The sequence below is a fragment of the Candidatus Sericytochromatia bacterium genome, from assembly GCA_035285325.1.
GTDB lineage: Bacteria > Cyanobacteriota > Sericytochromatia > S15B-MN24 > JAQBPE01 > JAYKJB01.
In genome coordinates this window covers 86737-111220 of sequence record JAYKJB010000016.1, presented here as the reverse complement: position 1 = coordinate 111220, position 24484 = coordinate 86737, and the positions used below count along the sequence as shown (strand labels likewise).

Annotated in this window: 17 protein-coding genes; 5 read left to right on the top strand and 12 right to left on the bottom strand. The window is 63.9% G+C overall.

Annotation, left to right across the window (positions count from 1 at the left end):
• Positions 1–105: 105 nt before the first annotated feature.
• A complete protein-coding gene (locus VKP62_02810; GenBank protein MEB3196112.1) occupies positions 106–1023 on the bottom strand; it encodes an NAD(P)/FAD-dependent oxidoreductase in 918 nt (305 codons plus the stop codon).
• Entirely contained in the window at positions 1023–5537 is a 4515-nt protein-coding gene (locus tag VKP62_02805; protein MEB3196111.1) for a protein kinase, read from the bottom strand. Before VKP62_02805 ends, VKP62_02810 begins: the two co-directional genes overlap by 1 nt.
• A 173-nt stretch (positions 5538–5710) precedes the next feature.
• Here VKP62_02805 and VKP62_02800 point away from each other — a divergent pair, with 173 nt between their 5' ends.
• The gene (locus VKP62_02800; GenBank protein MEB3196110.1) at positions 5711–6235 is read left to right on the top strand and encodes an NUDIX domain-containing protein; all 525 of its coding nucleotides are present in this window, start codon (positions 5711–5713) and stop codon (positions 6233–6235) included.
• Positions 6236–6319: 84 nt separating this feature from the next.
• A complete protein-coding gene (locus tag VKP62_02795) occupies positions 6320–8089 on the top strand; it encodes an aldehyde dehydrogenase family protein (GenBank protein MEB3196109.1) in 1770 nt (589 codons plus the stop codon).
• 19 nt (positions 8090–8108) lie between these two features.
• Here the strand turns inward: VKP62_02795 and VKP62_02790 are convergent, their stop codons facing one another.
• The 8 genes from VKP62_02790 to VKP62_02755 are packed head-to-tail and all read right to left on the bottom strand — an operon-like array spanning position 8109 to position 17119.
• Positions 8109–9083, bottom strand: a complete 975-nt coding sequence (locus VKP62_02790) for a hypothetical protein (GenBank protein ID MEB3196108.1) — start codon at positions 9081–9083, stop codon at positions 8109–8111.
• The gene (locus VKP62_02785; GenBank protein MEB3196107.1) at positions 9080–10420 is read right to left on the bottom strand and encodes a cytochrome c; all 1341 of its coding nucleotides are present in this window, start codon (positions 10418–10420) and stop codon (positions 9080–9082) included. The genes VKP62_02790 and VKP62_02785 overlap by 4 nt, the downstream gene beginning before the upstream one ends.
• A 47-nt stretch (positions 10421–10467) precedes the next feature.
• Positions 10468–11148, bottom strand: a complete 681-nt coding sequence (locus VKP62_02780) for a cytochrome c oxidase assembly protein (GenBank protein ID MEB3196106.1) — start codon at positions 11146–11148, stop codon at positions 10468–10470.
• 3 nt (positions 11149–11151) lie between these two features.
• Positions 11152–12987 (bottom strand): heme o synthase, encoded by a 1836-nt coding sequence (locus tag VKP62_02775; GenBank protein MEB3196105.1) that lies wholly within the window; start codon positions 12985–12987, stop codon positions 11152–11154.
• 4 nt (positions 12988–12991) lie between these two features.
• Positions 12992–13141 (bottom strand): hypothetical protein, encoded by a 150-nt coding sequence (locus tag VKP62_02770; protein MEB3196104.1) that lies wholly within the window; start codon positions 13139–13141, stop codon positions 12992–12994.
• Between the two features lie 58 nt (positions 13142–13199).
• Positions 13200–14510, bottom strand: a complete 1311-nt coding sequence (coxB, locus tag VKP62_02765; GenBank protein MEB3196103.1) for a cytochrome c oxidase subunit II — start codon at positions 14508–14510, stop codon at positions 13200–13202.
• Between the two features lie 15 nt (positions 14511–14525).
• Positions 14526–16172: a cytochrome c oxidase subunit I gene (ctaD, locus tag VKP62_02760; GenBank protein MEB3196102.1), complete on the bottom strand. Its 1647-nt coding sequence runs from the start codon at positions 16170–16172 to the stop codon at positions 14526–14528.
• Between the two features lie 14 nt (positions 16173–16186).
• Positions 16187–17119 (bottom strand): cytochrome c oxidase subunit 3, encoded by a 933-nt coding sequence (locus VKP62_02755; GenBank protein MEB3196101.1) that lies wholly within the window; start codon positions 17117–17119, stop codon positions 16187–16189.
• Positions 17120–17402: 283 nt separating this feature from the next.
• Between VKP62_02755 and VKP62_02750 the strand changes: the two genes are divergently transcribed.
• Positions 17403–18305 carry a hypothetical protein gene (locus VKP62_02750; protein MEB3196100.1) on the top strand — a complete coding sequence of 301 codons (903 nt, stop codon included), beginning with the start codon at positions 17403–17405 and terminating at the stop codon, positions 18303–18305.
• Here the strand turns inward: VKP62_02750 and ccsB are convergent.
• Together ccsB and VKP62_02740 are read right to left on the bottom strand one after the other, a co-directional pair.
• Entirely contained in the window at positions 18295–19197 is a 903-nt protein-coding gene (gene ccsB, locus VKP62_02745; protein MEB3196099.1) for a c-type cytochrome biogenesis protein CcsB, read from the bottom strand. The genes VKP62_02750 and ccsB overlap by 11 nt on opposite strands.
• Positions 19194–20528 (bottom strand): cytochrome c biogenesis protein ResB, encoded by a 1335-nt coding sequence (locus VKP62_02740; protein ID MEB3196098.1) that lies wholly within the window; start codon positions 20526–20528, stop codon positions 19194–19196. Before VKP62_02740 ends, ccsB begins: the two co-directional genes overlap by 4 nt.
• 290 nt (positions 20529–20818) lie before the next feature.
• Here VKP62_02740 and VKP62_02735 point away from each other — a divergent pair, with 290 nt between their 5' ends.
• Entirely contained in the window at positions 20819–23200 is a 2382-nt protein-coding gene (locus VKP62_02735; protein ID MEB3196097.1) for an AarF/ABC1/UbiB kinase family protein, read from the top strand.
• 26 nt (positions 23201–23226) lie between these two features.
• The gene (locus VKP62_02730; protein ID MEB3196096.1) at positions 23227–24480 is read left to right on the top strand and encodes a glutamate-5-semialdehyde dehydrogenase; all 1254 of its coding nucleotides are present in this window, start codon (positions 23227–23229) and stop codon (positions 24478–24480) included.
• The last annotated feature ends 4 nt before the right edge of the window (positions 24481–24484 follow it).

The window sequence follows — 24484 nt, the reverse complement described above, 5'->3', positions numbered from 1 at the left end:
GCGGGTGATGCGCCGGCTAGACGGACGAAGATCTCGACAAGGCCTGGACGTGGGGCGTTCGAATCGAACGCTCCCTCCAGGCTCCGTTATTGAGAAGGACGGGAATCAGGCATCTGCCAAGGTCAGGGCAATCTGCTTGACGGCCACCATCGCTTGCCCGGCGGAAGCCACCAAACTGGAGGCCTCGGCATTGCAGACGTCCCCAGCCGCCCAGATTCCCTCCTCGCTGGTTCGCTGGGCGAGGTCCACCCACAGTCGCCCATCGGCATTGCAACGCAGGCAGCCCGCCCAAGGCCCCAAGGCGGCCGCCACCCCGACCTTGACCACCATCGCCCCGACCGCGAGGGTTTCCGCCCTATCGGCCGTCTCGATCTCGAGTGCCTGAACGGAATCATTCCCCTGGACAGCCACCACGCGAGTCTGGAAACGAACTTCAATGCGGGGATGCTGCGAGACCGCCTGCTGAAAACCCGGCTGCGCTCGGAAGGAGGCCCCCCGATGGAGCAGATACACCTTGGGGCAAACCTCTGACAGGATCAGGGCATTTTCGAGCGCTGCGTCTCCCCCTCCGACCACCGCCACCACCTGCCCGGCCAGGAATGCGCGATCGCGCGTCGCAGAATCGCTGACACCACGTCCTCGCCAGGTCTCCTCTCCCGGAATCACCAGACGGCGTGGCTCAGCCCCCGTCGCGATCAGAATCGTTCGGGGCTGACAAAAGCGGCCATCACTCAATTTGACCGTCCTGGTGAGCGAATCGTGGGCCACCACCGCCGTGGACAGCGCAGGCGCGAGTTCAAGGGCCTGCAATTGTTGCTGCAAGGACGCGAGAAAGCTGGCACCGTTCGGGGCCGCCAGGCCAGGATAATCCGGGATGCCACCGTGGATTCGCCACAACTGCCCACCGGGGCGCCCCGCGGCTTCCACCCAAGCGAACCTGAGGCCGAGCCGATGACACCAGAGCGCCGCGCTGATCCCGGCCATCCCGGCCCCGACAATCAGGCAATCCGGGTTCGTCTCCATCAGGTTTGCGGGAGCGCCGTCGCCGCAATGACCTTGCTCATCGCGGCCCACACCCCGGCCAGGGCCTCGAGCGTTTCAAGCGCATGCGCCTCGGACGACACCCCGTGCTCCAGGTCGAGGTAGAGCACCCCCCGGGTGACATCACCCTGGCTCAGGGGAGCGACCAGCACATAGTGCAGATCCAAGGCCCGCACACTGGCACGCGTCGGGCCAGCATCGCCTTCGGTGGCGTCAAAAAATTGGGGTTTCTTCTCGTTGAAGACCTGACGCGCAAGCCCCTTGGTGAAGATCTGCCACTCCGGGTTCAAGACCTCCGCGTCGGGGCCGAAGGCCACCTCGCAGCGCATCCTGCCCCCCTCCTGCGCCAGCAGCAGCAACCGACGGGCGTTGAAGGCACGCAGGGTTTCTGCGGCCAGCGCCGAGACTCTCTCCATCGGGTCGTTGCCATCCAGCGCGGCCTTGGCCGCCTGCAGCGCCAAGCTTGCGCTCACCGATCCGCCGCCCTCGCGCGATTCGGCATGAGCCAGATCCAGCTTGTTGGCAGCCATGCGTGCCACGAAGGCCACTGCCTGCCTCACGGCAGCAGGTTCAAGGTCGGGACGTTGAGGCACGTGCAAGATCCAGACGCGCAAGCGGTCCTGAGCCGGCAAGGGAACGGCCAGAACCGCGGACGGCTCGTGTCCGTGTTGACCCTCCAGTTGGAGCAGTCTCTCCTCTCCGGTGGCATGCACGTCCCAGGCCGCCGCCAGAATAGCCTCACGCTCGTTATCGACCAGCGTGCCCGCCGATTCGAGCCCGCTCAAGCCAGATCCTTGAAAGGTGGCCACATGAACGGAGCGCGCCGTGAAGAGCGTCAGAAGCGCCCCCAACGCGACGCGAATGACGTCCTCGGGCGTCGACGCCGCGGAGACCTCACACATGGCAGCAGCCAGTCCGGTGGTGCGTTGGGACATCTCGCAGGTGGCCTCCTGAGCCAATATCAGGTCACGACACTCCAGTTGCAGGGCCGCCGAGACAGATTCCCTCGGCAATCGCTGACGCCAGGCATGTAAATACCCCAAGGCCGCTTGCGACTGGCTCAACGAGCCGGAGGGCATGTAAGCCCGCAGCAGGGCGATCCACTGCTGCGCGTGCGTCGCCCGGGTCTCTTCCGCCAACGCCGTCGCCCGAGCCAAGCGATCCGCCATCCGGCCATAGGCTCCCTGGGCTTCGGCCGCCAGCGCCCGCAAGATTTCAACTTCGAGGGCGACTCCCTTGATCTGCTCGGCCTCTGCCAGGGCTGCCGCAGCCCGCAGCAACCTCTCGGCCCGTTCGGCTTCACCGCCTCGCAGGGCAGCACATCCCCCCCAGCGCAGCACATGCAACGTGACCCCGGGCAAGGGCGCATCGCTTCCAGCCGCCGCCTCCGCCCTGCGCAGAAACGCCGCCGCATCACGCACGGAATCCAGCCCAGCCCGCACGCGGGCCAGGCGAGCCGCCTGCTCACTGTGTTCCGAATTGGCAGGGTCAGCCTCTAGCTGCGCCAGCAAGCTTTCCGCCCAGTCGAGCTGGCCGGTCAACATGGCCGCCTCCGCCTGAAACGCCAATACCTGACTTTCCAGGTAACGATTGGAAATCTCCCGCGTCAGATCGAGGCTCGCCTGGATCAGGGCCAAACCGGCATCCGGCTCTCCGGCCTGAATCTTCAAGGCCCCCTGGGTAACCATGGCAAAGGCTTCCGGAAAGCGACGGCCCGCGGGACGACAGATTTTCAGGGCAACGTCAGTGTGGTAAGTGGCATCGGCCAGATAACCTAGCTCCAACGCCACGGAGGCCACGTTCAAGTGCGCGAAGGTTTCCTCGCCGGGCAGGGCCATTCGCTCGCACAGAACGAGATACTCCTCGAAATAGCGCTTCGCCGCACTGAATTTTCCGCCCGCCATCAAGACATTGCCCAGGTTGTTGAGCGCTTCCGCGGAGTCGTAGAGATTGTCCTCCTCTCGCGCCAGCTTCAACCCCTCGGTCATCAAGGCCATGGCGCGAGGCATCTCCGCCTCCCCCGCCGACGAGAGAATATAACCGGCCAGGCTCAACATGGGCGGGAGGCTCGAGGTCAAGCCGTGCTGGCGGGCCAAGGCGATCGCCTCTTCAATCTGCGCCACGGCCTGCACGGAATCACCCTGGAAATAATGCATGCGACCAAGACCGAACTGCCCGCGGACGACAGTCGCCCAGTCCTGCACGCGGCGCGCTCGTTCGATACCGAGGCGCGTCTTCTCGGCTGCCTGGTCATAGCGGCCCTTTTGCTGCACCATCGTGGCATAGGTGATCAGGTGTTCCCCGGCCTCGCGATCGCTCTGCGCCACGAAGCGGTCGAGCAATCCGTCGTCATAGCGCGCGATGGCCTCATCCAACTGTCCCTGATGACGCAGGATATACACCTCCAGGCCGGCCAACGCGAGCAGCACGCGCGGTTGCAGGTCGCTTGAGGTGTGCATCGCATTGACCAGGGAAATCACCGTGGTGGTGGTCCCGCGGGTCAGACACAGGCGCGTGGCGGCTTCGACCCAAGGCCACGCCTCCCCCAGTCGCCCTGCCTCCACCCAGTGACCGGCAATCCGCAGCAACGTGCCCAGGTCGCGCCTGCGGACGCAATCAGCCAGGGGTGTGCGCGCCTCGAAGAACACAGCGATCCGCGCGTGCTGTTCCCGTCGCGCGGAGGGGTCCCACGCAGCCAGGATGCGAGGCATCTGCCCGGGCCGCAGAAAGCGATACGCCCCATCCTCTGCCAGCAACAAACCAGCCTGTTCAAGGGCGGAACGCGCGGCGAAGAAGGCCGTGTCATCCAGACCGGAGAGCTGGGCGAGATCGGCCAATGAGGCACGTTCCCCCAGCACGGCAGCCAGGTCGAGCAGGGAGCGGGCGGCCGATTCAAGCGTGGTCCAGGAGGAGTCGGCCAGACCCTCGATCCCACCTGAGGCCACGAGGTCGCCTTCGCGGGTCACGTACCACTGGCCCCGGCGCTTCTTCAAGATGCCCTGTTGGGCCCAGTGCCGGGCCAACAACTCCACCGAGCCCGGCACCCCTTCGGCCAGGGCAATCGCTTGGAGTGCCACGGCCTCGGGCACCTTTCCACCCAGCATCGTGGCCAACAGCCCCCGAGACTGTTCCGGGCTGAAGGCCGCCAGGGTCGCCACCGGCGCCGACTCGACCATTTTCTCCGGTAAGTCCCGACCTGCCACCAGCCAGCGCCACTGCAGGGTCTCACCACGCTTTTTGAGGAACAACACGAGGTCCGACGAATCGGAGTCGAGTCGTTCAACATCATCCAGGCACCAGGTCAGGCGAGGCGCCACATGTTCGGCGAGGAGGGCCACCGAATCGAAAAAGCGGGTCCGCTCGGCAGAGCCCTCCAGCGAGCGGGCGGCCTGGTCGGCCAGGTGAGGCAAGACGGTGGTGAGGAAAGGCCCCAGGCGCTCCCGCACGTCCGCCGCGGCCAGTTCCCAGAGGTGACTGACCCACGGCGCCAGGGCCTGGTAGGGGGTCGCCTCGCTGCCCATGCCCGCCCCCAGCACACAGACCTCACCCTGCAGGCGCGCGAAGGCAACCAACTCCTCCAGGAGACGGGTCTTGCCGAACCCCGCGCCCCCCTGAATGGCGCGCAGGGGCGGGTCGGGTGCCGCCTGCACACTCCAGGCCTCCAGGTCTCGTTGCAGGACCTCCCGCCCGAGCAAGGGAGGCGTCCAGAGCGTGGCGGATTCATCGTCCGCCGACTCCAAGCCCAGCGCGGCCAGCACCTCCTGCCCGCTGGCGAATCGGTCAGCGGGATTTTTTTCCAGCAACCGCGCCACCACGGAGTCCATCTCGAGGGAGACGGCTGGTATCACCTGGCGGAGGGGCGCCGGATGTTGGGAGACGTGCGCGCGCAAAAGGGCATCCGTCCGGGCCGAGGAGAAGGGGGCGACACCGGCCAGAAGTTCGTAGAGCACGGCGCCCAACATATAAAGGTCGCTGCGCCCATCGACCGCACGCCCCAAGACCAGTTCAGGCGGAACGTAGGCCAAGGTGCCACTGATGGGAGCGGGTCGCCCCGAGCGACGCAACAAGCCCAGGTCCATCAAGCGCACACCGCCATCGTCCGTCAGGCGGATGTTTTCCGGCTTGATGTCCCCGTGAACGAAACCACGCTGGTGGAGAAAGTCCAGCGCCGACAGCACGCCCGGCAGCCACGCACGCACCTGGGCCTCCGGCATCCCGGGCGACGCATCTGTCCCGCGCACGATGGGCATCGTGAAAAAGGGACGCCCGTCCTCGGTTTCGCCCGCCTCGAGGGCCGGAATCAAGGAGGGATGACGCAGGGTCGACATCACCCAGAATTCCTGCCGGAACTGCAAGCGCCCCGTCTCATCGGGGCTCAGGCACACCTTCAAGGCCACTTCCTGGTCGGTGCGCTCACAGCGCACTCGCCAGACCTCGCCCATTCCTCCACGGCCTAGCAACTCGAGCGTCTGAAAACGAGGAGCTAGGTTGATCATGGGGCGCTGAACCTCAGCCGGGAAGACAACGGGACAGGGCGGGCATCCGCATGGAACGCCCTGCCCTTATACCCGTCCATACCCGGGACATTTGCGATACCATCGGAGGACGATGGGCGACATCTCGTCGCATCGGATCGCCCGGTCACGCCCCGCCCTGGAGTTTGAACACCTTGTCCACCGACTCAACGATATCCGCGTCGCGCCCCATTGTGACGGTGGGCGCCCTGGCCTGCGATCCTGATGGGCATGTTCTGGTGGTCCAGACCCACAAGTGGCGACATACCTGGGGAGTTCCCGGTGGCAAGATCGACCCGGGCGAGCCGATGGCTGAGGCACTGGTGCGGGAGTTCGCTGAAGAGACCGGTCTGAACGTACGTGACGTGCAATTTGTGGCGGTCTATGAAGCCATTCAATCAGCCGAATTCTACAAGCCCGATGCCCACATGATCTTGCTCAATTTTGTTTGCCGGTGTGATGGCGGCCCCGTCACGCTCTCCGACGAAGCGCAAGCGTACCGCTGGGTCACCCCGGAAGAGGCAGACCAGCTGCCCTTGAACAGCTTCACCCGGCAGCTGCTGGCCGATGCACGCCACCTGCTCCACACCAGCCCGCCGGAGCATCGCATCCAGCCATCCACCACGTCTGCAAAGACGCGGCGGATGGGCGCCTCAGATCTCCCATTCCCCGGCGCCTGATGGCGTGGCGACGCTCCTTTCGTCGGTGGTACAATGCGCCTCGCAGATGGCCCATTGTGCTGGGTCGATGACGGGGAGGTAGCCATGACGATTCAGTCTTCCGCAACCGATGCAGCGCTCGACGCCAGGGGCCGCTTCGACCTGGCGAGCCTGCAGGCCGCCGTTCGCGCCTTCAATTCACGCGGCCAGCTGGGCCAGGACCCCTTGGCGGCCCTCTATGGCGCCCGGCGCCAGCAGTGGAATCTGTTCAGCGTGGGCCTGCGGGATGACGAGATGGAGACGCTGCGCGACTACATCTTCCCGTACCGCGAGTTGCCCACGGCACCAGATGCCGCTCCTGTCCCTGCCTACAACCTGGTGGCTGGGGAGTGGAAAAAACCCAGTTCAGGCCAGCTGGTGACGCTGCCCACCCTGTGGGACAACCGCATTCCGATGGTGGCCGTGGCCGACTCCCAACCTGCCGACGTGGAAGAAGTGGTGGAAGCAGCCTGGTCGCACTGGAGCAGCTTCGAGTGGGCCGAAGAGACCACCTCGTACCGAAAGTGGGTGGTGAACAACTTCTCCCGCCTGCTCGAATACTTCTCAGAGGATGTGATGCGCGAAATTCGCCACGTCATCCCCAAGACGCGCATGGAAGCTGAGAAGGACTTCTGGGAAGCGAAGCGGGCCGCTGATCACATTGGCGGCAACGCAGAGAAAGCGCTCCGTGGGGAAATCGTGCCCCCGATGGTGCCAGGCCATAGTTACTGGAAAAACGGCTTCCTGCCTGCGGGCGTGTGCGCGGTCGTCACCCCGATGAATTTCATTTACGGCATTCCGGTCATCCAGATCGTGGGGTGCTACATGTCCGGCTCCGTGATGGTCTTCAAAGGTCATCCGTTCGGCGGCATCTGCAACACGGTGATGATGCGCATGCTGCTGGCTGCCGGGGCCAATCCGCGCGCCATCCACAAGCTAGAAGGCTTCGGCAGTGGCATTGCGGGGCTGGCCACCCACGAGAAGGTGGCCGTGGTCTCTTTGACCGGCTCCGAGAAAACCGCCAAGGCGATCGCCTCGGGGCGCGGCGTGCGCACGCTCAAGTTCGAAGGCGGCGGATGCAATTGGGCTTACGTCGATGAGGGATTCAGCGACGACGAGCTCCAGCGCATCGCGGTCCGGCTGGTTTACTCCAAGTTGGGTTTCAGCAGCCACAAGTGCACCACCCTGCACGGCATCGCAGGCAGCCAGGCGGTGCTGACCAAGCTCGAAAGCCTGATCAACGCGGAGATGGACCAGTGGACGGTGGGTGATCCGCACCTCACGGAGAACGCCAAAACGATTGGCCCCAACATGGTGCACAAGGCCCAGACCGTGACCAACATTCAGGAAGCGGCCCGGCGCGCTGGCTACCGCATCGCCCGCGAAGGCGGCAAGCTCAGCCATTCAGAGTATGCGAACCACGCGGAGGTGATTGCCCCGGTGGTCATCGCTGATCTGGTGCCCAATGCGGTGGTCACGGCAGATTGGGACGGCAAGGGCGAAGAGACGTTCAACCTGACCACCACCGAGTTCTTCATGCCCATCCTGTGCCTGATGCCGCTGGCGGAATTCGAAGACTTCCTGCGCTTTGCCGTGCTGACGAACTCTCACGACCTGGCCTGTTCCATCTGGAGCCGGGATGACCGCAAACTTCAGCGCGCTCGCCGCATCATCGGCGGCATGCTGAAGGAAAACGACGGCACCGATTCCGCCATGGACTGGGAAGAATTTGGCGCCTCCGGCATCGGAGACTCCGGCAACATGGGCGTGGGAGATGCCGAAACAACGGTGGCCATCTTCAGCCGCCGTCAAAAGGGTCGACACGTGATCTTCTGAGCGCCTGGTCGGGTCCGCCTCAGGCGAAGGTGGACCCGATGGGGTCTCCACTGACCACGGGATGCCCCAACAGGGACTCCCGGATCAGGTGCCGTGCGGTGCCCATACAGAGCAGCGTGAGCAGCAGCAATGCCAACGCGAGCCGGTAACGGTTTTGCCCACGCAGGGTATCGAGCAAGGAAAACAGTGCCCCAAGCGCCGCCACGATACCGACGGCCAAGACCAGCACGGCCGGTGCAGTCAGAGCGCCCCGAGGGAGCGTGAAAAGCACCAGCGGGCCTGCCAGGAACTGAAGCGCCGTGGTGGCGATCGCCCATTGTCCCCCGAACCGCACCACACGCGCGCGATCCTCTCCAGAGAGCACCGAACCGGCGCGTCCCCACCACCCCATGACCCACAGCCCGGCGATCGCCAGACTGGCCAGCAGGAAATGGAAATAGCGTGGCAACACGTTCCCGACGCTCCACAGCGCCTCGAAGAAACCGGGCCGACGGGCCATGGCGGCCGCATCCAACATCAACTGCGTGTTGGTCAGGTAGATGAAGGGAATCGCCAACAGCGTCAACGCCGCCAAGCCCCCCACGGTGGCGTGCCAGCCCGGATGCCGGTGCATCCAGCCATCCCAGCCAAATTTATAGGCATACAGCAGCGCGAACGCCAGCGTGACCAGCCAGAGCACTGACAGCCAAGCCGGCGCGATCAGGGCACTGCTGGAATAGAAGGCCACCGGGTAGACCACGCTGATCAGCAGCAAGGGACCGATGCCGAGCACCACGGCCACGCTCTTGTGAACCGTGACGGTGTCCATCAGCAGACCAGCGAAACGTAAAAACAAGGCATCACGACGACCGACGAAGTGCGCCGACAACGCCAGCAGTGTTCCCCCCAGCATCAGGTTGACGAAGACGATGTGCAGCAAGAATGCGCCGACCAGCGCAACCTTGCCGATGGGCAGGGGCAACGGCGAGGGCAGATCGATGGCTGGAATCATCACGGGAGCGTCCTCCCGGGCACTCGGGCATCGCGCTCCGGCGATTGCCGCAAGGAGGAGAGGTACCCTGCAAGGGCATGTTTCTCGGCCTCGGTCCCGACAAACGGCGGCATGAAAGGATGAACCTGATGCTGCACCCCCAGAAACGCGTGAATCCCCTGAGGGGATTGCCCTGACAGTCGCACAGCCAATCCGTTCGGCCCCGCCACCGTGTGACAGCTGGCGCACTGCAAACGGAACAAAGCCTGCCCCGCCGCCCTCTCCTGACCTGGCTCAGGGCGCTTGATGCCGGTCCAGCGGGTATGGGTCAACAGACCTTCCCGATTGAGGCGTGGCACGTCCGCCACCCGAATCCCGTTGGCATACATGTAACCAGGGATGAGAAATGGCTTCCGCACGAATTCTCGGGCCCGCTCGAAATGTCCGAGCAACATCACGAGGGCAAACCCCGTCAGCCACACCACCGCCCGTGGCGCCGCACGGCCGAGGCGCAGGCAGGCCAAGCCAAGCCCGAACAAGGCGAGGCAAACCAGGGCGTGCAGCACACCAGCCAGGGCACTCCAGTCCGCGAAGCGGGTGGTCATCAAGGCGGTCGGCAAGAGCGCGCGCATCCGGTCCGGCAACACCATCAGGTACCAACAACCGCCCAGCCCCATGAGGGGCACCGCCGCGAGCAGAAAGCGCCCACACAAGCGCTGGAAGGGCACCAGCAGGGAAGGTGGCGCCACCCAGCGCATCAGCAGCAAGCCGAGACAGCCCGCCAGCGCCAGGGCCAGTCCCGTGCGGAACACCAGTTGTGGCCCATAACTCGGATTGAAAAAAGCCCCCCAGAAGGCGCGCTCAGAGAGCCAGGCCCCCGGTGTCAACATCGCTCCCAGAATTCCCGTGATGATGGCCAACGTCAGGAACGAGGTCAGCACATAGGCCCAGCCCAGTTGGAGGTGCCGGCGTCGGTCGCTGAACGTTCGCCACGAGAGAAAGTACCCCAGGACCATGGCCACTTCGGCAATGAACACGAACCATTCCACAAACCAGGCCCAGAAAAAGATATGCAACATCGCCGCAATGCCGGCGGGTGCCGCCACCATGACGGAGAACCAGATTCCAACGCCCGACAGGGCCCCGACCGTGGTGGTCAGAAGGAAGAACAGACGAGCCAGCCGGTAGGCCAAGTCATCCCAATCGGAGCTACCAAGCCGGATGGCTTCACGCTCAGCCAGCACCACCAGCAAGGAGCCGCCAATGGCAGCGCTGTGATTGACCAGCACATGCAAGGTGGCGATGAAGGCAATCAAGTAGCGATTGCCCACCAACGGAAACTCGAAGTAAGGAAAATCCATGGACGTTCACCGGGGATCCCACCCTGCGAAACGTTCAACCGCCGCCCTCAGGAAGCGGAGAGACTGCTGACTTTGGGAGCCAAACTCGGGGGTTTGTTCTTGAGCGGATCGTAATCGAAAATCGTGTAATTGATGGTCAAGCCGGCATCTCCCGGAACAGCCTTGGAAAGTCGAAACACCAGCGGAAGATCCTCGCTGATTCCGGCCTTGAGAATGCGGTGCTCATCGCAAAAACACTTGATCAGTTCAAACGAGCTGTCTTCTTTCGGCACCACCATGTGAACCGCCCGGTAATCCAGGTCGCGCTGCGTGAGGTTGGTGAGACGGTAGCGGACCACCGCCACATCACCGGTCTTGACCCACATGCGCCGCTCGAGGGGACGGATGTCGATGGGCAACTGCCCACTCACGCCCATGAAGTTCACCAAAGAGGTTTGCTCATCAGCCCGCTCTTTCCCGATCCCTTCGCGCGCGATGCGCGCAAGGACCGCGGCCGGGTTCTGTTCTCTGGCGGTTGGAATTCCCAGCACACCGCACACCTTCCGATACAGGGGCGCGTAAACCCAGGGCAAGATGCCGGTCACGGCCACCACCGCCAGCACCAGCATGGTGAGGCGGCGGTGCCTGGAGGACAGCCTCGCATCGGTCTCCGCGTCCTGGGAGACTGGCTGCGCCGGAGAGATCCCGGTCGGATCCTCATCAGGGGTACTGGGCGACTGGCGATCCATGGCTCAATGCCTCGCGAGCAAGTTCGTAGCGAACTCAGGCCCTCCCAACGCGGCATCCAAAGTCAGGCAAGAGAACAGGACCAGGGTGTACACGATGGAATAGGCGAACAACTTGGTGGCATCCCGCTTGGACTCGGTCATCAAGACGCGACCAGCCAGCAGCAAGAATCCCAGGCCAAGCAGGACAGCAGAGAAGAAATACACAGGACCGGCCGCTCCGAGCGGAACCAGAAAGAGCGACAGCGGCACCAGCACCAAGGTGTAGATCAGAATCCAGCGAGTGGTTGCGGGCACGCCATAAACCACCGGAAACATCGGCACCTTGGCCGCCACATAATCGTCCAGGCGAAAGATGGCCAGCGCCCAGAAGTGGGGTGGCGTCCAGAAGAAAATGATGGCAAACATGACCCAGGCCGGCCAACCCACCTCCCCGGTCACAGCGGCCCAGCAAATCAGCGGCGCACTGGCGCCCGCAGCCCCTCCGATCACAATGTTCTGAGGGGAGGTCCCCTTCAGCACCAAGGTGTAGAAGAAGCCGTAAAACAACAAGCTCCCCACGGCGATCGCCGTGGCCAGCCAGTGCGTGAAGACCAGCAACACGGCGGACGAAACCAGCCCCAAGCCAAGCGCAAAGACCAAAGCTGAACGGGGCGAAACCAGACCGCTCGGGATGGGGCGGGCCGCGGTCCGGGCCATCTGCTTGTCACGTTCCCGCTCGAAGTACTGATTGAAGACCGCCGCGGAAGCCGCGCAACCGGCCGTCCCCAGCAAAGCGGCACAGGCAAGACCGAAGTCGAGCGCACCAGGCGTGGCAATCAGCAATGCGGGCAAACCCGTCAGCACCACCAACATGACAATGGTGGGTTTGGTCAGCTGGTAATAAGCGCGCCACTGGATGCGGCGAGCAGGCCGCTCCGCCGAGACCGCTTCGGATGCCGGGCGTGGCCGGCCCCAGAGAACGGGATAGGCCTGGTAATTGGCCAGGAAGACGCACAGGAAGAGGGAAAGCCCCGTGACCAGGTGAGCCACTGAGAGGGCTGGAGGAATCTCCCACAGAACCGTTGCAGCCCCCAGGCCAATTTGCGCCACCAGTAAACCGGCGGACAGGCGCATCCAACTCCTGACACGCTCACCAGCCTGCCACTCGACAGCCAACAGCGTGAGCATCAGAACCGAAGCGACCGTCACGGCCCCCAGGCGGTGGATGACCTGAATCCCCACATTGCCCACCAGGGGTGGCAGCCACATCCCGTAGCACGTAGGAAAGTCCGGACAGGCCACCCCGGAATGCGAAACCGACACCATGGCCCCGAGAAACAGTTGAAAAAACACCGCCCCGAGGGCCACGGGAAGCAAAAACAGATAGAAGCCGGCCCGGGGCAGTTCCTCCGGCCCCCGCAGTTGGGCTCGCGTCCGAAGCAGGATCGTGACCCAGGTGATCAGCAGCAACGCCGCCAGTTCCAGGTGCGTGGCGACGACCGCGGGAGGCATGTCATAGGCCACCGTCACGGCCCCGAAGGAGACGATTGCCACCAACAGCAGCAGTCCAAAGGCGACCAGACGCCCCAATTCCGCACGCAGCGGCGCAGAGCGCAGCACCCAGGCGCTACCCACCAGCAAGGTGAGCGACACCAGTGCGCCCACCGCGCGATGAGCGTACTCCAAAATCGACTCGAAATTCATGGCCGGCCAGAAATTGCCGTGACAGAGCGGCCAGTCAGGACAGCCCATGCCAGCCCCCGTGGCACGAACCGTCGAACCCAACACCATTTGGGTGATGATCAGCCCGACGGCCAGGCACACAAAGGGAAAGAAACGAGAGAAGAATGTGGAAACCATGGGATCACCCCACCTTGAACAGCGTGTGGAACAAAGCCGCCCGCTGAAGATAGGTCAGATACATGACGAACAACACAACGCCGAAAATGGCGAGCCCCAGGCGTCGGTTGCGCCGAGCCACTTCAGGGTCATAGGGGTCTGGAGGTAGTGCCATGGGAATTCCACTCGGTTAAACACAACGCCCGCGGCCGAGGCCGCGGGCGGGAGGCGAATCAACGCCGGGCCTTGACCTGGTCGGGAGTGATCGGCTTCGCCGTGTTCCCCCAACTGCTTCTCACGAAGGAGATAACGGCAGCAATCTCGGTGTCCGAGAGTTGTCCGCCAAAGGCAGGCATCTGCCCGTTGTACTGGGTCCCCTTGACGGTCATCGGACCCACCTTGCCCTTGAGCAAGATGTCGATCACCTCATCATCGGAGCCGTTGACCTGTTCAGCCCCCGCCAACGGCGGGAACATCGGGGCCATGCCCGTCCCGGCCGGCTGATGGCAACCCGCGCAACGAGAGGTGTAAACGGCCTCGCCAGCCTTGACCAAAGCGGCGGTATCGACGGGCGCCGCGGGAGCCTCGGTCACCGCAGACGGAGCCGCAGCAGGGGCCGCGGAGGCCGGGACGGCGTGTTCACCCGCGGCGTGTTCACCCGCGGCGGGTTCGCCAGCCCCGTGGGCAGGCAGCGCCGGTTTCTTGAAGACGGCCCCGATCTTCCCGACCGACTCGAATGGCTCGATCGCAGAAGGCGCCTTGTGCGCCGCCACCCACGCATCAAAGGTGGGAGCGTCCACGCCCTTGACCTTGATGTCCATGGCGCCGTGGAACGCCCCGCACAGGTAAGCGCAGGCACCTTCCCAGCTACCCGTTTGCTTGACTTCCAAAGGAAACTGGACCAAGTTGCCCGGCGTGGTCATCTGCTGCATGCCAAATGCCGGCACCCACCAGGAGTGAATCACGTCAGCGGCCGTGAACTTCACCAGAATCTTCCGACCCGTGGGAATGTAGAGCGCGATATCATCCCACTCCTTAGTGCCCTTCTGAATCTTGGACACCGCCTCCGTCCGCATGGTGGAAGAGAACGTGGCGTTCAGCTCGGGGTAGCGATACTCCCAGAAAAACTGACGCCCCACCACTTCAAGCACCAGGTCCGGCTTCTTGGGCAGGTTGGCCATGTACATCAGACCCTGAAAGGTCGGCACACAGATGATGATCAGCAACACAAAGGGGATGATGGTCCAGACCACTTCCAGCGTCGTGTTGTGCGACCAGGAGGCCGGCTCCCGATTCTCACCAGGCTTCTTGCGAAACTTGACCAGGGCATAGACCAGCGCGACTTCCACCACCACCAGGATGCCGATACAGATCCACATCATGAGTTGGTAGAGGGAGTTGTTGATGTCACCGAAGACCGTCACCGAATCGACGTAACCGAAGGGCGCCGCGATGGCAGCTCCGGTGAAGCAGAGAGGAAACAGGGCGGCGAGAAAGAGCAGAGCGAACCTGCCCAAGGGCCACGATGAGGGAGGATGATGCATGGGTGGGTGCGACTCCTAGCGTGCGACGGGCAGTTTTTCGAAGTTGTAAGCCGGGGGCGGAGAGGGGATGTCCCACTCGAAGGTCCGGGTGTCCGGATGATGGTTCCAGGGATCGTTGCCGACCTTCTGACCATACTTCAGCGTGTAAATCACCTGCGCAATGATGAGCAATTGAGCTGCGCCCATCACGAAGCCAGCGTAGCTGATCAGCTGGTTGAGGCTCTCGAAGTGAGGCGCGTAGTAGGCCACGCGGCGGGGCATTCCCTGCAAACCCAGGAAGTGCATGGGGAAGAAACACACGTTCATCGCGATCATCGTCAGCCAGAAATGAAGCTGTCCGAGACCCTCGTGGTACATCCGTCCGGTCATCTTGGGCAGCCAGTAATAGAAACCGGCAATGAGGCCAACCGCAGAGCCGGCGAACAGGACGTAGTGGATGTGAGCCACGATGAAGTACGTGCCGGAGACCTGGATGTCGAACGGAATCGACCCCTGCATGATCCCGGACAGGCCGCCAATCGTGAAGAAGGCGACAAAACCGATGCAAAAGAGCATGGGAGTCTTGAACTCCACGACGCCGCCCCACATGGTGGCAATCCAGGAGAAGATCTTGATGCCCGTGGGCACGGCGATCAACAGGGTCAGAATCATGAACACGGTCAGAATCCAGGGGTTGATGCCGGTCGCAAACATATGGTGGGCCCACACCACCAGACCGAACAGCCCGATAGCGACCGAGGAGTAGGCAATCGGAAGATAACCAAAGATCCGCTTCTTGGAGAACGCGGGGATGATTTGCGACACGATCCCGAAGACCGGCAGGATCATGATGTAGACAGCCGGATGCGAGTAGAACCAGAAGAGATGCTGGAAGAGGATGGGATCACCACCCGCTTCAGCCCGGAAGAAACTGGTGCCGATGTTGCGGTCGAGCAGCAGCATCGTCACGGCGCCGGCCAGCACGGGGGTCGCGATGACCTGTAGCCACGACGTCACCAACCAGCCCCAAGCGAAGAGGCTCATCTTGTGGAAGGTGACCCCAGGGGCGCGCATGTTGAAAATGGTGACAATGAAATTCAAACCGCCAGTGATGGAACTGGTGCCCACCAGGTGAACCCCGAAAATCCAGAGGTCAACGCCCATTCCAGGTGAATAGGTCTGATTCGCCAGGGGAGGGTAAGCCGTCCAGCCGTTCGCGCTGGCTCCCCCGAGGAAGAAGCTCGAGAGGAACACCAAGCCGCCGGCCGGCACCAGCCAGAAGCCGAGCGCATTCAGGCGAGGGAAGGCCACGTCACGAGCGCCCAGATGGAGAGGCAGCGCCAGGTTACCGAAACCCGTCACGGCCGGAATGATGGCCAGAAAGATCATGACCGTGGCGTGCATGGTCATCATCTGGTTGTAAAAGTCGGGCGTCAGGGCCTGATTGTTGGGGTGCATCAACTGCACGCGAATGGCCATCGCCATCGCACCACCAATCAGAAAAAAGATGAACGAAGTCCAGAGATACAGCACCCCGATCTTCTTGTGGTCGGTGGTCATCAGCCAGTCGAGCACCGGGTGGCGTTTGGCATGCCCACCACCGTGACCGTGGTCCGCGCCATGGGCGTGGTCAGCGCCGTGCGTGGTGGCAGTCGAGGGAGGGTGCGCGTGGTCAGCGTGCATGGGAAACTACTCCGTTAAACCAGGCTGGCCGCGATGGCGAGCAGGGAATCCAGGGAAACTGAAGCGTCCTTCGCGGCAGGGTGGCCCCAATCGCGAACATAGTCGTAGAGGTACACGCACACCACGAGGCCGATCCAGACGACGTCGACGAAATGCCAGTACCAGCCGGCGGCGGTCATGGCGAAGTGCTTGTGCGGGGTGAAGTGCTGAAACCAGATGCGGAAAGTCACCACCGTGATGAAGATGGCCCCGATGATCACGTGGAAACCGTGGAAACCGGTCAGCAAGAAAAAGGCGGTGCCCATCGGACCGGACTGCACGGTGAAGCCTTCGTGGATGAGGTGGGCCCACTCCTGCGCTTGCACCCCCAGGAAGATGAAGCCGAGCAGCAGCGCCATCACCATGTGCTTGAGGGAACGCCCCCCTTGCCCGTGTTCAATGTGGTGCTCTCCGCGCATGTAGAAGAAGCCACTCACCACCAGCAAGGCGGTGTTGACCAGCGCGATATCCCAGGGCAATTTGGCGAAACCCTCAGGTGGCCAGACGGGGGCCATGTTCCGCGCGTAGAAAAAGTACGCGAAGAAGGCCGCGAAGAACATCACTTCCGACCCAATGAAAAAGCCAAAGCCGATGCGGAGACCCCGGCGGGCATCGTCCGGCGTTCCAATCAGGCTGTTCTCTTCCAGTTTGTTGTCGCGGACGAGTTCCCACCACCAGCCGATCAGGGCGCAGATCAGAATGGAGAAACCCAACGCAATGGCTGCCGGCCCGAAGGCTAGCTGGTTCCAGGTCGAAGCGGCGCCAAACAACATCAGCCCGGTCGAGAATCCGGTGATGGCCGGAAAAATGCTCGCGATCTCGTGCTCGAGCACGTGCGGGTCGAGGGCAGCCACATCCGTGCCGGGAGGCACAGGCTGGGAAGCGGCGTGATGAGCGTGATCGGACACGAAGATCTCCTGCGTCGATGGCGACAACGTTCTGCCGACGCGGCTTTTCCTCGAGTCAATGTTCCGAGGGAGGGCCGCTTGGCGTTCACCTTGGGAAAAGCAACATCGAGCCTTTACCCGGTTCCCGTAGGCCGATACCGCTTGCCTACCACAAAAGGTACACCGCGGAAGGCGGCGTGGCAAGGACGAATGCCCCCCCTATCACTCGACGACAAAGGGCGCTTTTGTTACGCTTTGAGCGTTTTTCGGTCATTGTTTTCGCGTGCCTGAGGCGCCCCGCTGCTTGCCAGACTTCACGACCCAGTTGAGTCAACGTGGCCACGCGGCCCGTGCCTTTCTGTCGGACGTGGCCGTACAGGCCGTGATAGAGCGGACCCTGCCCCACCTGGACGACCCTGAGTTGCATCGTCTGGGCCAGGCCTGGCTCAGCCGGGCGGTCCAGCAGAACGAGGCCCGCTGGAGGGCTCTGAAAGCCGCGGGACTGCCGGTCCCGGAAGGATGGCTGGGAGCTTGGAAGGATCTCCATCAAGGACTGGGGGCGCTCACAGCCTGGTACCGACCCGCCGACGCCTTGCGTCTGGCCCAACTGCTGGCCAGCCTTGGTCGGGCCACCCGCAACGCGCTGCCCGCCCCCGGCTGGCTCGGGGGAGGGAATCCCGCCGAGCTCCCCGACGACAAGTTGGCCTGGGCCACGGCGTGGCAGCAGGAACAGCAGGAAGGTCAGGTGGTCAGAGGTGAGGAGCGAATCGCGCGTGTGAGCCTGGTCAGCGCCAGTGCCCCAGCCCTCGCGGCCACCTTGGAACAACCCGCCGCTTGGCTCGCCCATACCAGCTTACCCCTGCGCGGCGAATGCCCCGACGCGCTGCTGCGCGAGGGTGTGGCCTACCAGCTCTGCCCCGTATGGGGGGGAGAACCCACCTGGCAGGCCCGCGTGCTCGTGGCCAAACCGCCGTTTTTCTGGGTCGAGCGACTGACGGGGCCTGGCATCACCTGGCTGGAATGGCAGCGCCGACTCGAACCGGAGGGGCCCGGCAGCACCTGGGTATTTGACCGCATCACGCTGGTCGCGAGCGGCCCGCTCGGACCACTGGTGCGGCCTTCTCCCTGGCGCGTGATGCTCACGAGCTTGCTCGATCAGATTCACAGGGGCCTGGAAGCCGCCGTGGCGCCGCCGCTCAGCGAATGAAGCCGTAGGAGTGCAGGCCGCTGCTGAGGTAGTTGACGCCGATGTAGGTCACCACCATCGACACGAAGCCCAGTGCGGCCAATCCGGCGGCCCGCTGCCCCGTCCAATCGTGTGACAATCGGGCGTGGAGATAGGCCGCGTACACGAACCAGGTGATCAGTGACCACGTCTCTTTCGGGTCCCAGCTCCAGTAGGTTCCCCAGGCGCCGTTGGCCCACATCGCGCCCGTGATGATGCCGATCATCAGCAGAGGAAAGCCCATCAAGATCAGGCGGTAAGTCAGTTCATCAAAAAAGACCAGCGACTCATCGTGACGGGAGCGACCGGAGCCCGGCGCGCCCGTACCAGGTTCCCCACCGGCGTGGACCGGAGCCAGCAGCAAGGCCTCCTCCCGGCGCTGCCGCCAGGCGAAGTAAAAGTAGGCCAGCGCAGCCGCAAACGACATGGTGAAGGCCGCATAACTGGAAAGTACCAGCAGCACGTGAATCTTGATCCAGTAGCTTTGCAGCGCCGGCATCAGGGGAGCGGCGCCCTTGAAGTGGGGCGGCAGGATGGAGGCCCCTCCGATCAGAATCATCACCAAAGGCGACACCACCACACCGAAGTAGCGTGGTTTGTACCAGAACTCCACGACAAAATAGAACACCAGTGAAACGAACAGCATGGTGACCATGCTTTCCCACAGGTTCGACCACGGGGCGTGCTGGGCGATCAAGCCTCTGGCGACCAGGGTCGTGCCCGAGGCGAGCAACGCCAGGAGCATGCCACCCTGCCCCATCGCCTTGAACAGCTCCCGGCGGGTTCCCAGGTGAATCACGAATGCCACCAAGGCCACCAACCCCCCGATGAAGGTCAGCGAAACCGCCGTTTGTTCCAATTCAAGCCAGTTCACGCCGCAGCCCCCTCTCCCGCTTGTTCGGCCGGTGCCTCGGCCAGACGATTCCAGCCCGCCGCCAGGGCCGTCAACTCGCGCCTCAGGATCACCCGGCCGCGGTGGGTGCGGCCCCCGAGGAGCCAGCCGTCGTCATCCCGCCGGACCCACGCCTCACAATGACGAAAAGGAAGCAGGGCCAACCCCACAATCATCATGCCACAACCGAGATAGACCAGCGGAATGCCCGGGTCCGTCTTGGTCTCGAGGCCGCTGAAGAGGTGATAGGTCTCGACCTCGAAGCGGTGGCCGCCCATTTCAACGGGCACGCCGGGATAAACTTGCACCACGGGCTGGAATTGGGCGGTCTCGACCAGCACGGCGGGCTCCTCCAGAGACCGCAAGAACAACATCACTTCCTGGGAGCCCAAGCGAAAGGGCCTGGACATGTACCCCCCGGTCTTCGCCTGTGCCAGCGAGTGACGCGAGGTGACCCCGTCCAAGGTGTAGGTCAGCCCGGCCACCCCCCAGAACGACTGGTAGAAATACACGCCCTCGTGAATCAGCGGCTCGTTGACCCAGAGGGTGCGTTGCTGGGGCGGCCCCCCCTCCTCCGGGGTGATGGTAACTTCGGAGTAATACTGCTTGACCATCCCGCCGGGCCGGAAGGCCAAACGAAAGGCATCCAGCCGCAGGTCAAACGCCTTCCCTGGCTGGTGCCAACGCCCCCGCTGGAAGGCTGACTCCACCACCCGACGCGAGGAGACGCTCTCCCCCACCGCGATCGGCAGGCTGTTCTTCATGCCACCCAGCCCCCCCCAGATGGCACCCGCAATCACGAGGAACAGACTCAGATGGATGAAGGTGGGAGCCAGGCGCACGAATTTGTTTTTCTCGGCAAAGACGATCTCTTCACCCTGAGACTGCACCCGCCAGCCCCGCTTGCGCAGCATATCGAGGAACAACGGGGTGGGGGGAGCGCTCAGGCGTTGAACCTCCATCAAGCCGCTGGGACTCGGGGCCGGGGGGAGCGCCAGGCGGTAGCGACGCCAGGTCGGCGGAAAGCGCAGATAGGTGCAGACCGCCAAGTTGATGAACAGCAACGCCAGCAAGGCCACGAACCAGCCGGCATGGTAGACGTCATGCGCGTCGAGGGCCTGAAGGACCAGCTTGAGCCAGGCCGGAAAAGCGGCTTCGGTGATGACCTCCGGGCCCCGGTCCTGGGGCAGAACCGTTCCGATGATCGACGCCGCGGCGATCGCCAACAGCAGACCAATGGCCAGCTTGAGCGACCCGAAGAACATCAGAAACTCGCGCTTCCACGCGGCCCAGGGACGAACGGACTCCGACAAGACTTGCCCTCCGCCCGATTATTATAGGGGAATCCGGCCCCGAGCGAATCGAATGGCCCCCTCGGCTCCCTGCGGGCGGACCGGGCGGGTCCGCGGAAGCGCAAGGTCAGCACGGGAGCGCGTTCGGCAGTCGGGGGCCCTTCAAGCAGCGATCGGCGGTGTGAGGCCGTGGACTTTCCCCGCCCGATCGCGCAACATGAGGCCCGCCCTGCTCGCCCCCCGTTCGCCTCGCGCCGATTCGTGTGAAACCTGCCTCCCTCGCTTCTCTTGATGCTCTGCACGGATCCCCGGTGGCCGTGTACGATCCGGGCGTGCTGGCGGAAGCCTTGGCTGCCGCAGGGCGCACAGGCTGGCAACGTCGCCTCCGCCTGCTGCAAATCTTGCTTCATTTTTGCGGTGGGTTCTGGCTCGATTCGCTTTTTCCGGCCCCACATCGGGAAGCGCGCCAACGCCGACGGGCAGGCTGGCTGAAGGACCGCTTCGTCGAACTGGGCGCCACCTTCATCAAGATCGGTCAGGTTCTCTCGACCCGGCCAGACCTGGTTCCGCTGCCCTATGTGGAGGTCATGGCCTCGCTCCAGGACCAGGTACCCCCCTTCGACTCCGCGTTGGCCCATCAGATCATCGAAGCGGAACTGGGCCACCCTCTCCCCTCGCTCTTCTCCGTCTTCAACCCTTATCCGATCGCCGCCGCCAGCATCGGTCAGGTCTACAAGGCGCGCCTGCGAACCACGGGGGAAGACGTGGTCGTCAAGGTCCAACGCCCCGGACTGCTGCCGGTCCTGGCCCTGGACCTGGCCATCCTGCGCCAGTTGGCGGAGTTTGTGGAGCGTCATCCCCTGCTGGGGCGAGGCATGCCGTATACCGCCATCCTCGACGAATTCGGCCAGAGCCTCTACATTCAGGCCGACTACCGCCAGGAGGGACGTTTTGCGGACCGTTTTCGGGAAAACTTCGCACATTTTCCCGGCGTCGACACCCCGCAGATTCACTGGTCGCTCACCACCGCGCGCGTGATGACCATGGCTTACGTGGACGGTTTCAAGCCGACCGACCTGGTGGCCCTGAGCGACGCCGGCCTCTCCTTTCAGGACGTGGTCCGTACCGGGGTGCGGGCCACCATCAAGCAACTGCTGGAGGACGGCTTTTTCCACGCCGACGTGCACCCCGGCAACCTGTTCGTCGACCGCGCGGGCCAGCTGGTCTACATCGACTTCGGCATGGTGGGGGAGCTGTCACCCTTCGTGCAGGAAAAGATTGTCGATGTCTTTCTCCACTCCGTGCATCGGCAATACGATGCCCTGGTCGAGGATTTCATCGCGCTGGAATTTCTCTCCCCGAAGGTCGACCGCGCGGCGCTGGTGCCGGTCGCCGAGCACATCTTCAAGTCGCAATATGGCGAGACCGGTGAACGCCTGACGGTCAAGGAGATTTTTGCCTCGGTCTCCCGGGTGCTCTACGAGTATCCGTTCCGGATTCCGGAAAAGATCGCCTTCATCCTGCGTACCATCATCACGCTGGAGGGCATCATTCACCAGTTATGGCCAGACTTCCGCTTCCTGGAGGTGGCCGGGCCCTACGCGGCCAAGATCCTGCTGACGGACGCCAAGGCCTCCATTCGCGAAAAACTGGTGGACGAACTCTTCGTCGCCGGCGAATTTCGTCCGGACCGCCTCAGCCGGCTATTCGGGGCCGCTTCCCGCGAGCCCACCTTTCGCTTCGGGGAGGTGGCCCCCGCTGTCCTGCGCTACCTGACCTCACCGGCAGGCCGCCGGGTGCGCGAGGGGCTTCTGGAGTTGGCGCGGCGGAGTAGCGGCACCCTTCACAACGAAGCCCGGGACCAGGTGGGTGTCTACATGGCGCTTGCGGCAGCGGACCCGAGCTGGAGCTGGGATGACCTGCTGCTCCCCGTGTTCGACTTCCTGCGAACCCCAGAGGGCCTGGATAACCTGCAGCGCCTGATGGAGTTACCCGCCCTGTGGCGTGCGGCGGACCTGGAGCTTCACGCCGAGCGCACGGGACAAGGGGGCTGGGATGCCATTTTCGCGGAGCGTTCGCTGTCCCCCGAAGCCCAAGCTCGCCTGCTCGACACCTTGGAATGGGTGCTCACCGCCCCAGGCCTGACCCTGCAGCCTCTGGTGGAGCGAGCCGCCACCCTGTTGAAGAGTCCTGCGGGGCGACGCTGGTTTCAACAGCTGGGTGAACAACTGGAGAAAGACCCGCGCAGCTTTGACGGTCGGGTGCTCCGGCTCGTCTCGATCGCGGCCGAGCACCCGCATCTCAACATTGCCCCGCTGGTCAAGGCGTTCTTTCAGCTGGCCACGGGCCCGGAAGGCCGTCCCTGGCAGAATCTGCTGCTGCACTGGTTTCGCGACGGGGAAGCCAGTGGCAGCGAGGCGCCACCGCGGATCGAGCCCCTCTGGAGAGCCTTGCAGCCGCTGCTGGCAGACGGGCGTCTGCGCGTGAGCGACGTGGCCGGCCCCACCCTCGGATGGCTGCTGTCCGCCGAGGGAGAGCAGGTGCGCAATCAGGTGGTGAATTCGTTCAAGGAGAAGCTGCCGGAAATGGCGCAGGGCCTGTGGCGCGCGGCAGGACAGACGTGGCAACGGCTCAAGCAAGTGCTCGAAACGGAATCCCCCCCCGCGCCTCCAACGGCCGACCCGAAGGGCTGACGCGCGTGACCCAAGGAGCAAGCCCGATGAACCTCGGCAACCGAATCGACCTCCTGCGGGAGGTGCGCGCAGCGGGAGGGCGCGTGGCGATCGCCCCGCTGGCACAGCGCCAGGCCTTTCTGAAGGCCCTGCAACGTGAACTTCAGGCAGGTGAGTCGACGCTGCTCGCGGCCAACCGGGAGGATTTCCTGCAGGCCCAGGCAGCCGGGGCAGACGACGCGCGCCTGGACCGACTGCGCCTGGACTCGAATCGCCTGGCGGGCCTTTGCCAGGCGGTCGCGGAAATCGCCGCCCAGCCCGACCCACTCGCCCACACGGAGGAAATGGGCGTTCGCCCCTCCGGCATTCGTCTCAAACGGGTGCGCTCGCCGTTGGGCCTGATCGGAATGATCTACGAGGCGCGACCCAACGTGACGATCGACGCCGCCGCGTTGGCTGTGTTCGCGGGCAATGCCATCGTGCTTCGCCCGGGACGAGAAATCGCCCGCTCGGCGGCGGCCCTCGGGGCGTTACTGGGCGCCGCCCTGCGCGAGGCAGACCTGCCTGAGTCAGCCGTCATGGTGGTCGAAGATCCCGACCGGGCCTGGTTCGAAGCGATGTTGAATGCCGCCGGCGTGATCGACCTTCTGATTCCTCGCGGCGGGGCCTCCTTGATCCGGGCCGTGGAGGAAAAGGCGCGCGTCCCGGTGCTGGCGCACGCCTTGGGAGTTTGTCACACCTATGTGGACGGGACGGTCGACCTGGCGGAGGCGTTGCCCGTCGTGCTCAACGCCAAGGTCCAGCGCCCTGGCGTTTGTAATGCCACGGAGGGCCTGCTGATCGACCGCGCCGCCCTCGACCGCCTGCTGAAACCCCTGGTCGATGCCTTGTCGTCGGCCGGCGTCACCCTGCACGGTTCGTCAGAATTGGCGGCCCGCGACCCCCGCATTCTGCCTGATGGCGACCAGCATTGCGGGCACGAATGGCTGAGCCTGGACCTGACGTTGCAAGCGGTGGATGGCGTGGCGGGGGCGATCGCCTACATCGCCCGCCACGGTTCGGGCCACACCGAGGCGATTCTGACTCGGGATGAGATGGCGGCGGCTCGGTTCGTGCAGGAGGTTCAGGCCTCGGCCGTCATGGTGAATGCCAGCACCCGCTTCAATGACGGGGGGGAGTTGGGCCTGGGGGCTGAAATTGGCATCAGCACGACTCGCCTGCACGCCTGGGGCCCCATGGGCGCCCTCGCCTTGACCACCCAGCGCTGGGTGGTCGAGGGAGCCTTCAGCGTCCGGCGGTAGGAAG

Excerpts from the sequence above, each read along its gene's own strand:
- VKP62_02810 (MEB3196112.1), bottom strand. The coding sequence starts at position 1,023 with ATGGAGACGAACCCGGATTGCCTGATTGTCGGGGCCGGGATGGCCGGG.
- VKP62_02805 (MEB3196111.1), bottom strand. The coding sequence starts at position 5,537 with ATGATCAACCTAGCTCCTCGTTTTCAGACGCTCGAGTTGCTAGGCCGT.
- VKP62_02795 (MEB3196109.1), top strand. The coding sequence starts at position 6,320 with ATGACGATTCAGTCTTCCGCAACCGATGCAGCGCTCGACGCCAGGGGC.
- VKP62_02785 (MEB3196107.1), bottom strand. The coding sequence starts at position 10,420 with ATGGATTTTCCTTACTTCGAGTTTCCGTTGGTGGGCAATCGCTACTTG.
- VKP62_02780 (MEB3196106.1), bottom strand. The coding sequence starts at position 11,148 with ATGGATCGCCAGTCGCCCAGTACCCCTGATGAGGATCCGACCGGGATC.
- VKP62_02775 (MEB3196105.1), bottom strand. The coding sequence starts at position 12,987 with ATGGTTTCCACATTCTTCTCTCGTTTCTTTCCCTTTGTGTGCCTGGCC.
- VKP62_02770 (MEB3196104.1), bottom strand. The coding sequence starts at position 13,141 with ATGGCACTACCTCCAGACCCCTATGACCCTGAAGTGGCTCGGCGCAAC.
- coxB (MEB3196103.1), bottom strand. The coding sequence starts at position 14,510 with ATGCATCATCCTCCCTCATCGTGGCCCTTGGGCAGGTTCGCTCTGCTC.
- ctaD (MEB3196102.1), bottom strand. The coding sequence starts at position 16,172 with ATGCACGCTGACCACGCGCACCCTCCCTCGACTGCCACCACGCACGGC.
- VKP62_02730 (MEB3196096.1), top strand. The coding sequence starts at position 23,227 with ATGAACCTCGGCAACCGAATCGACCTCCTGCGGGAGGTGCGCGCAGCG.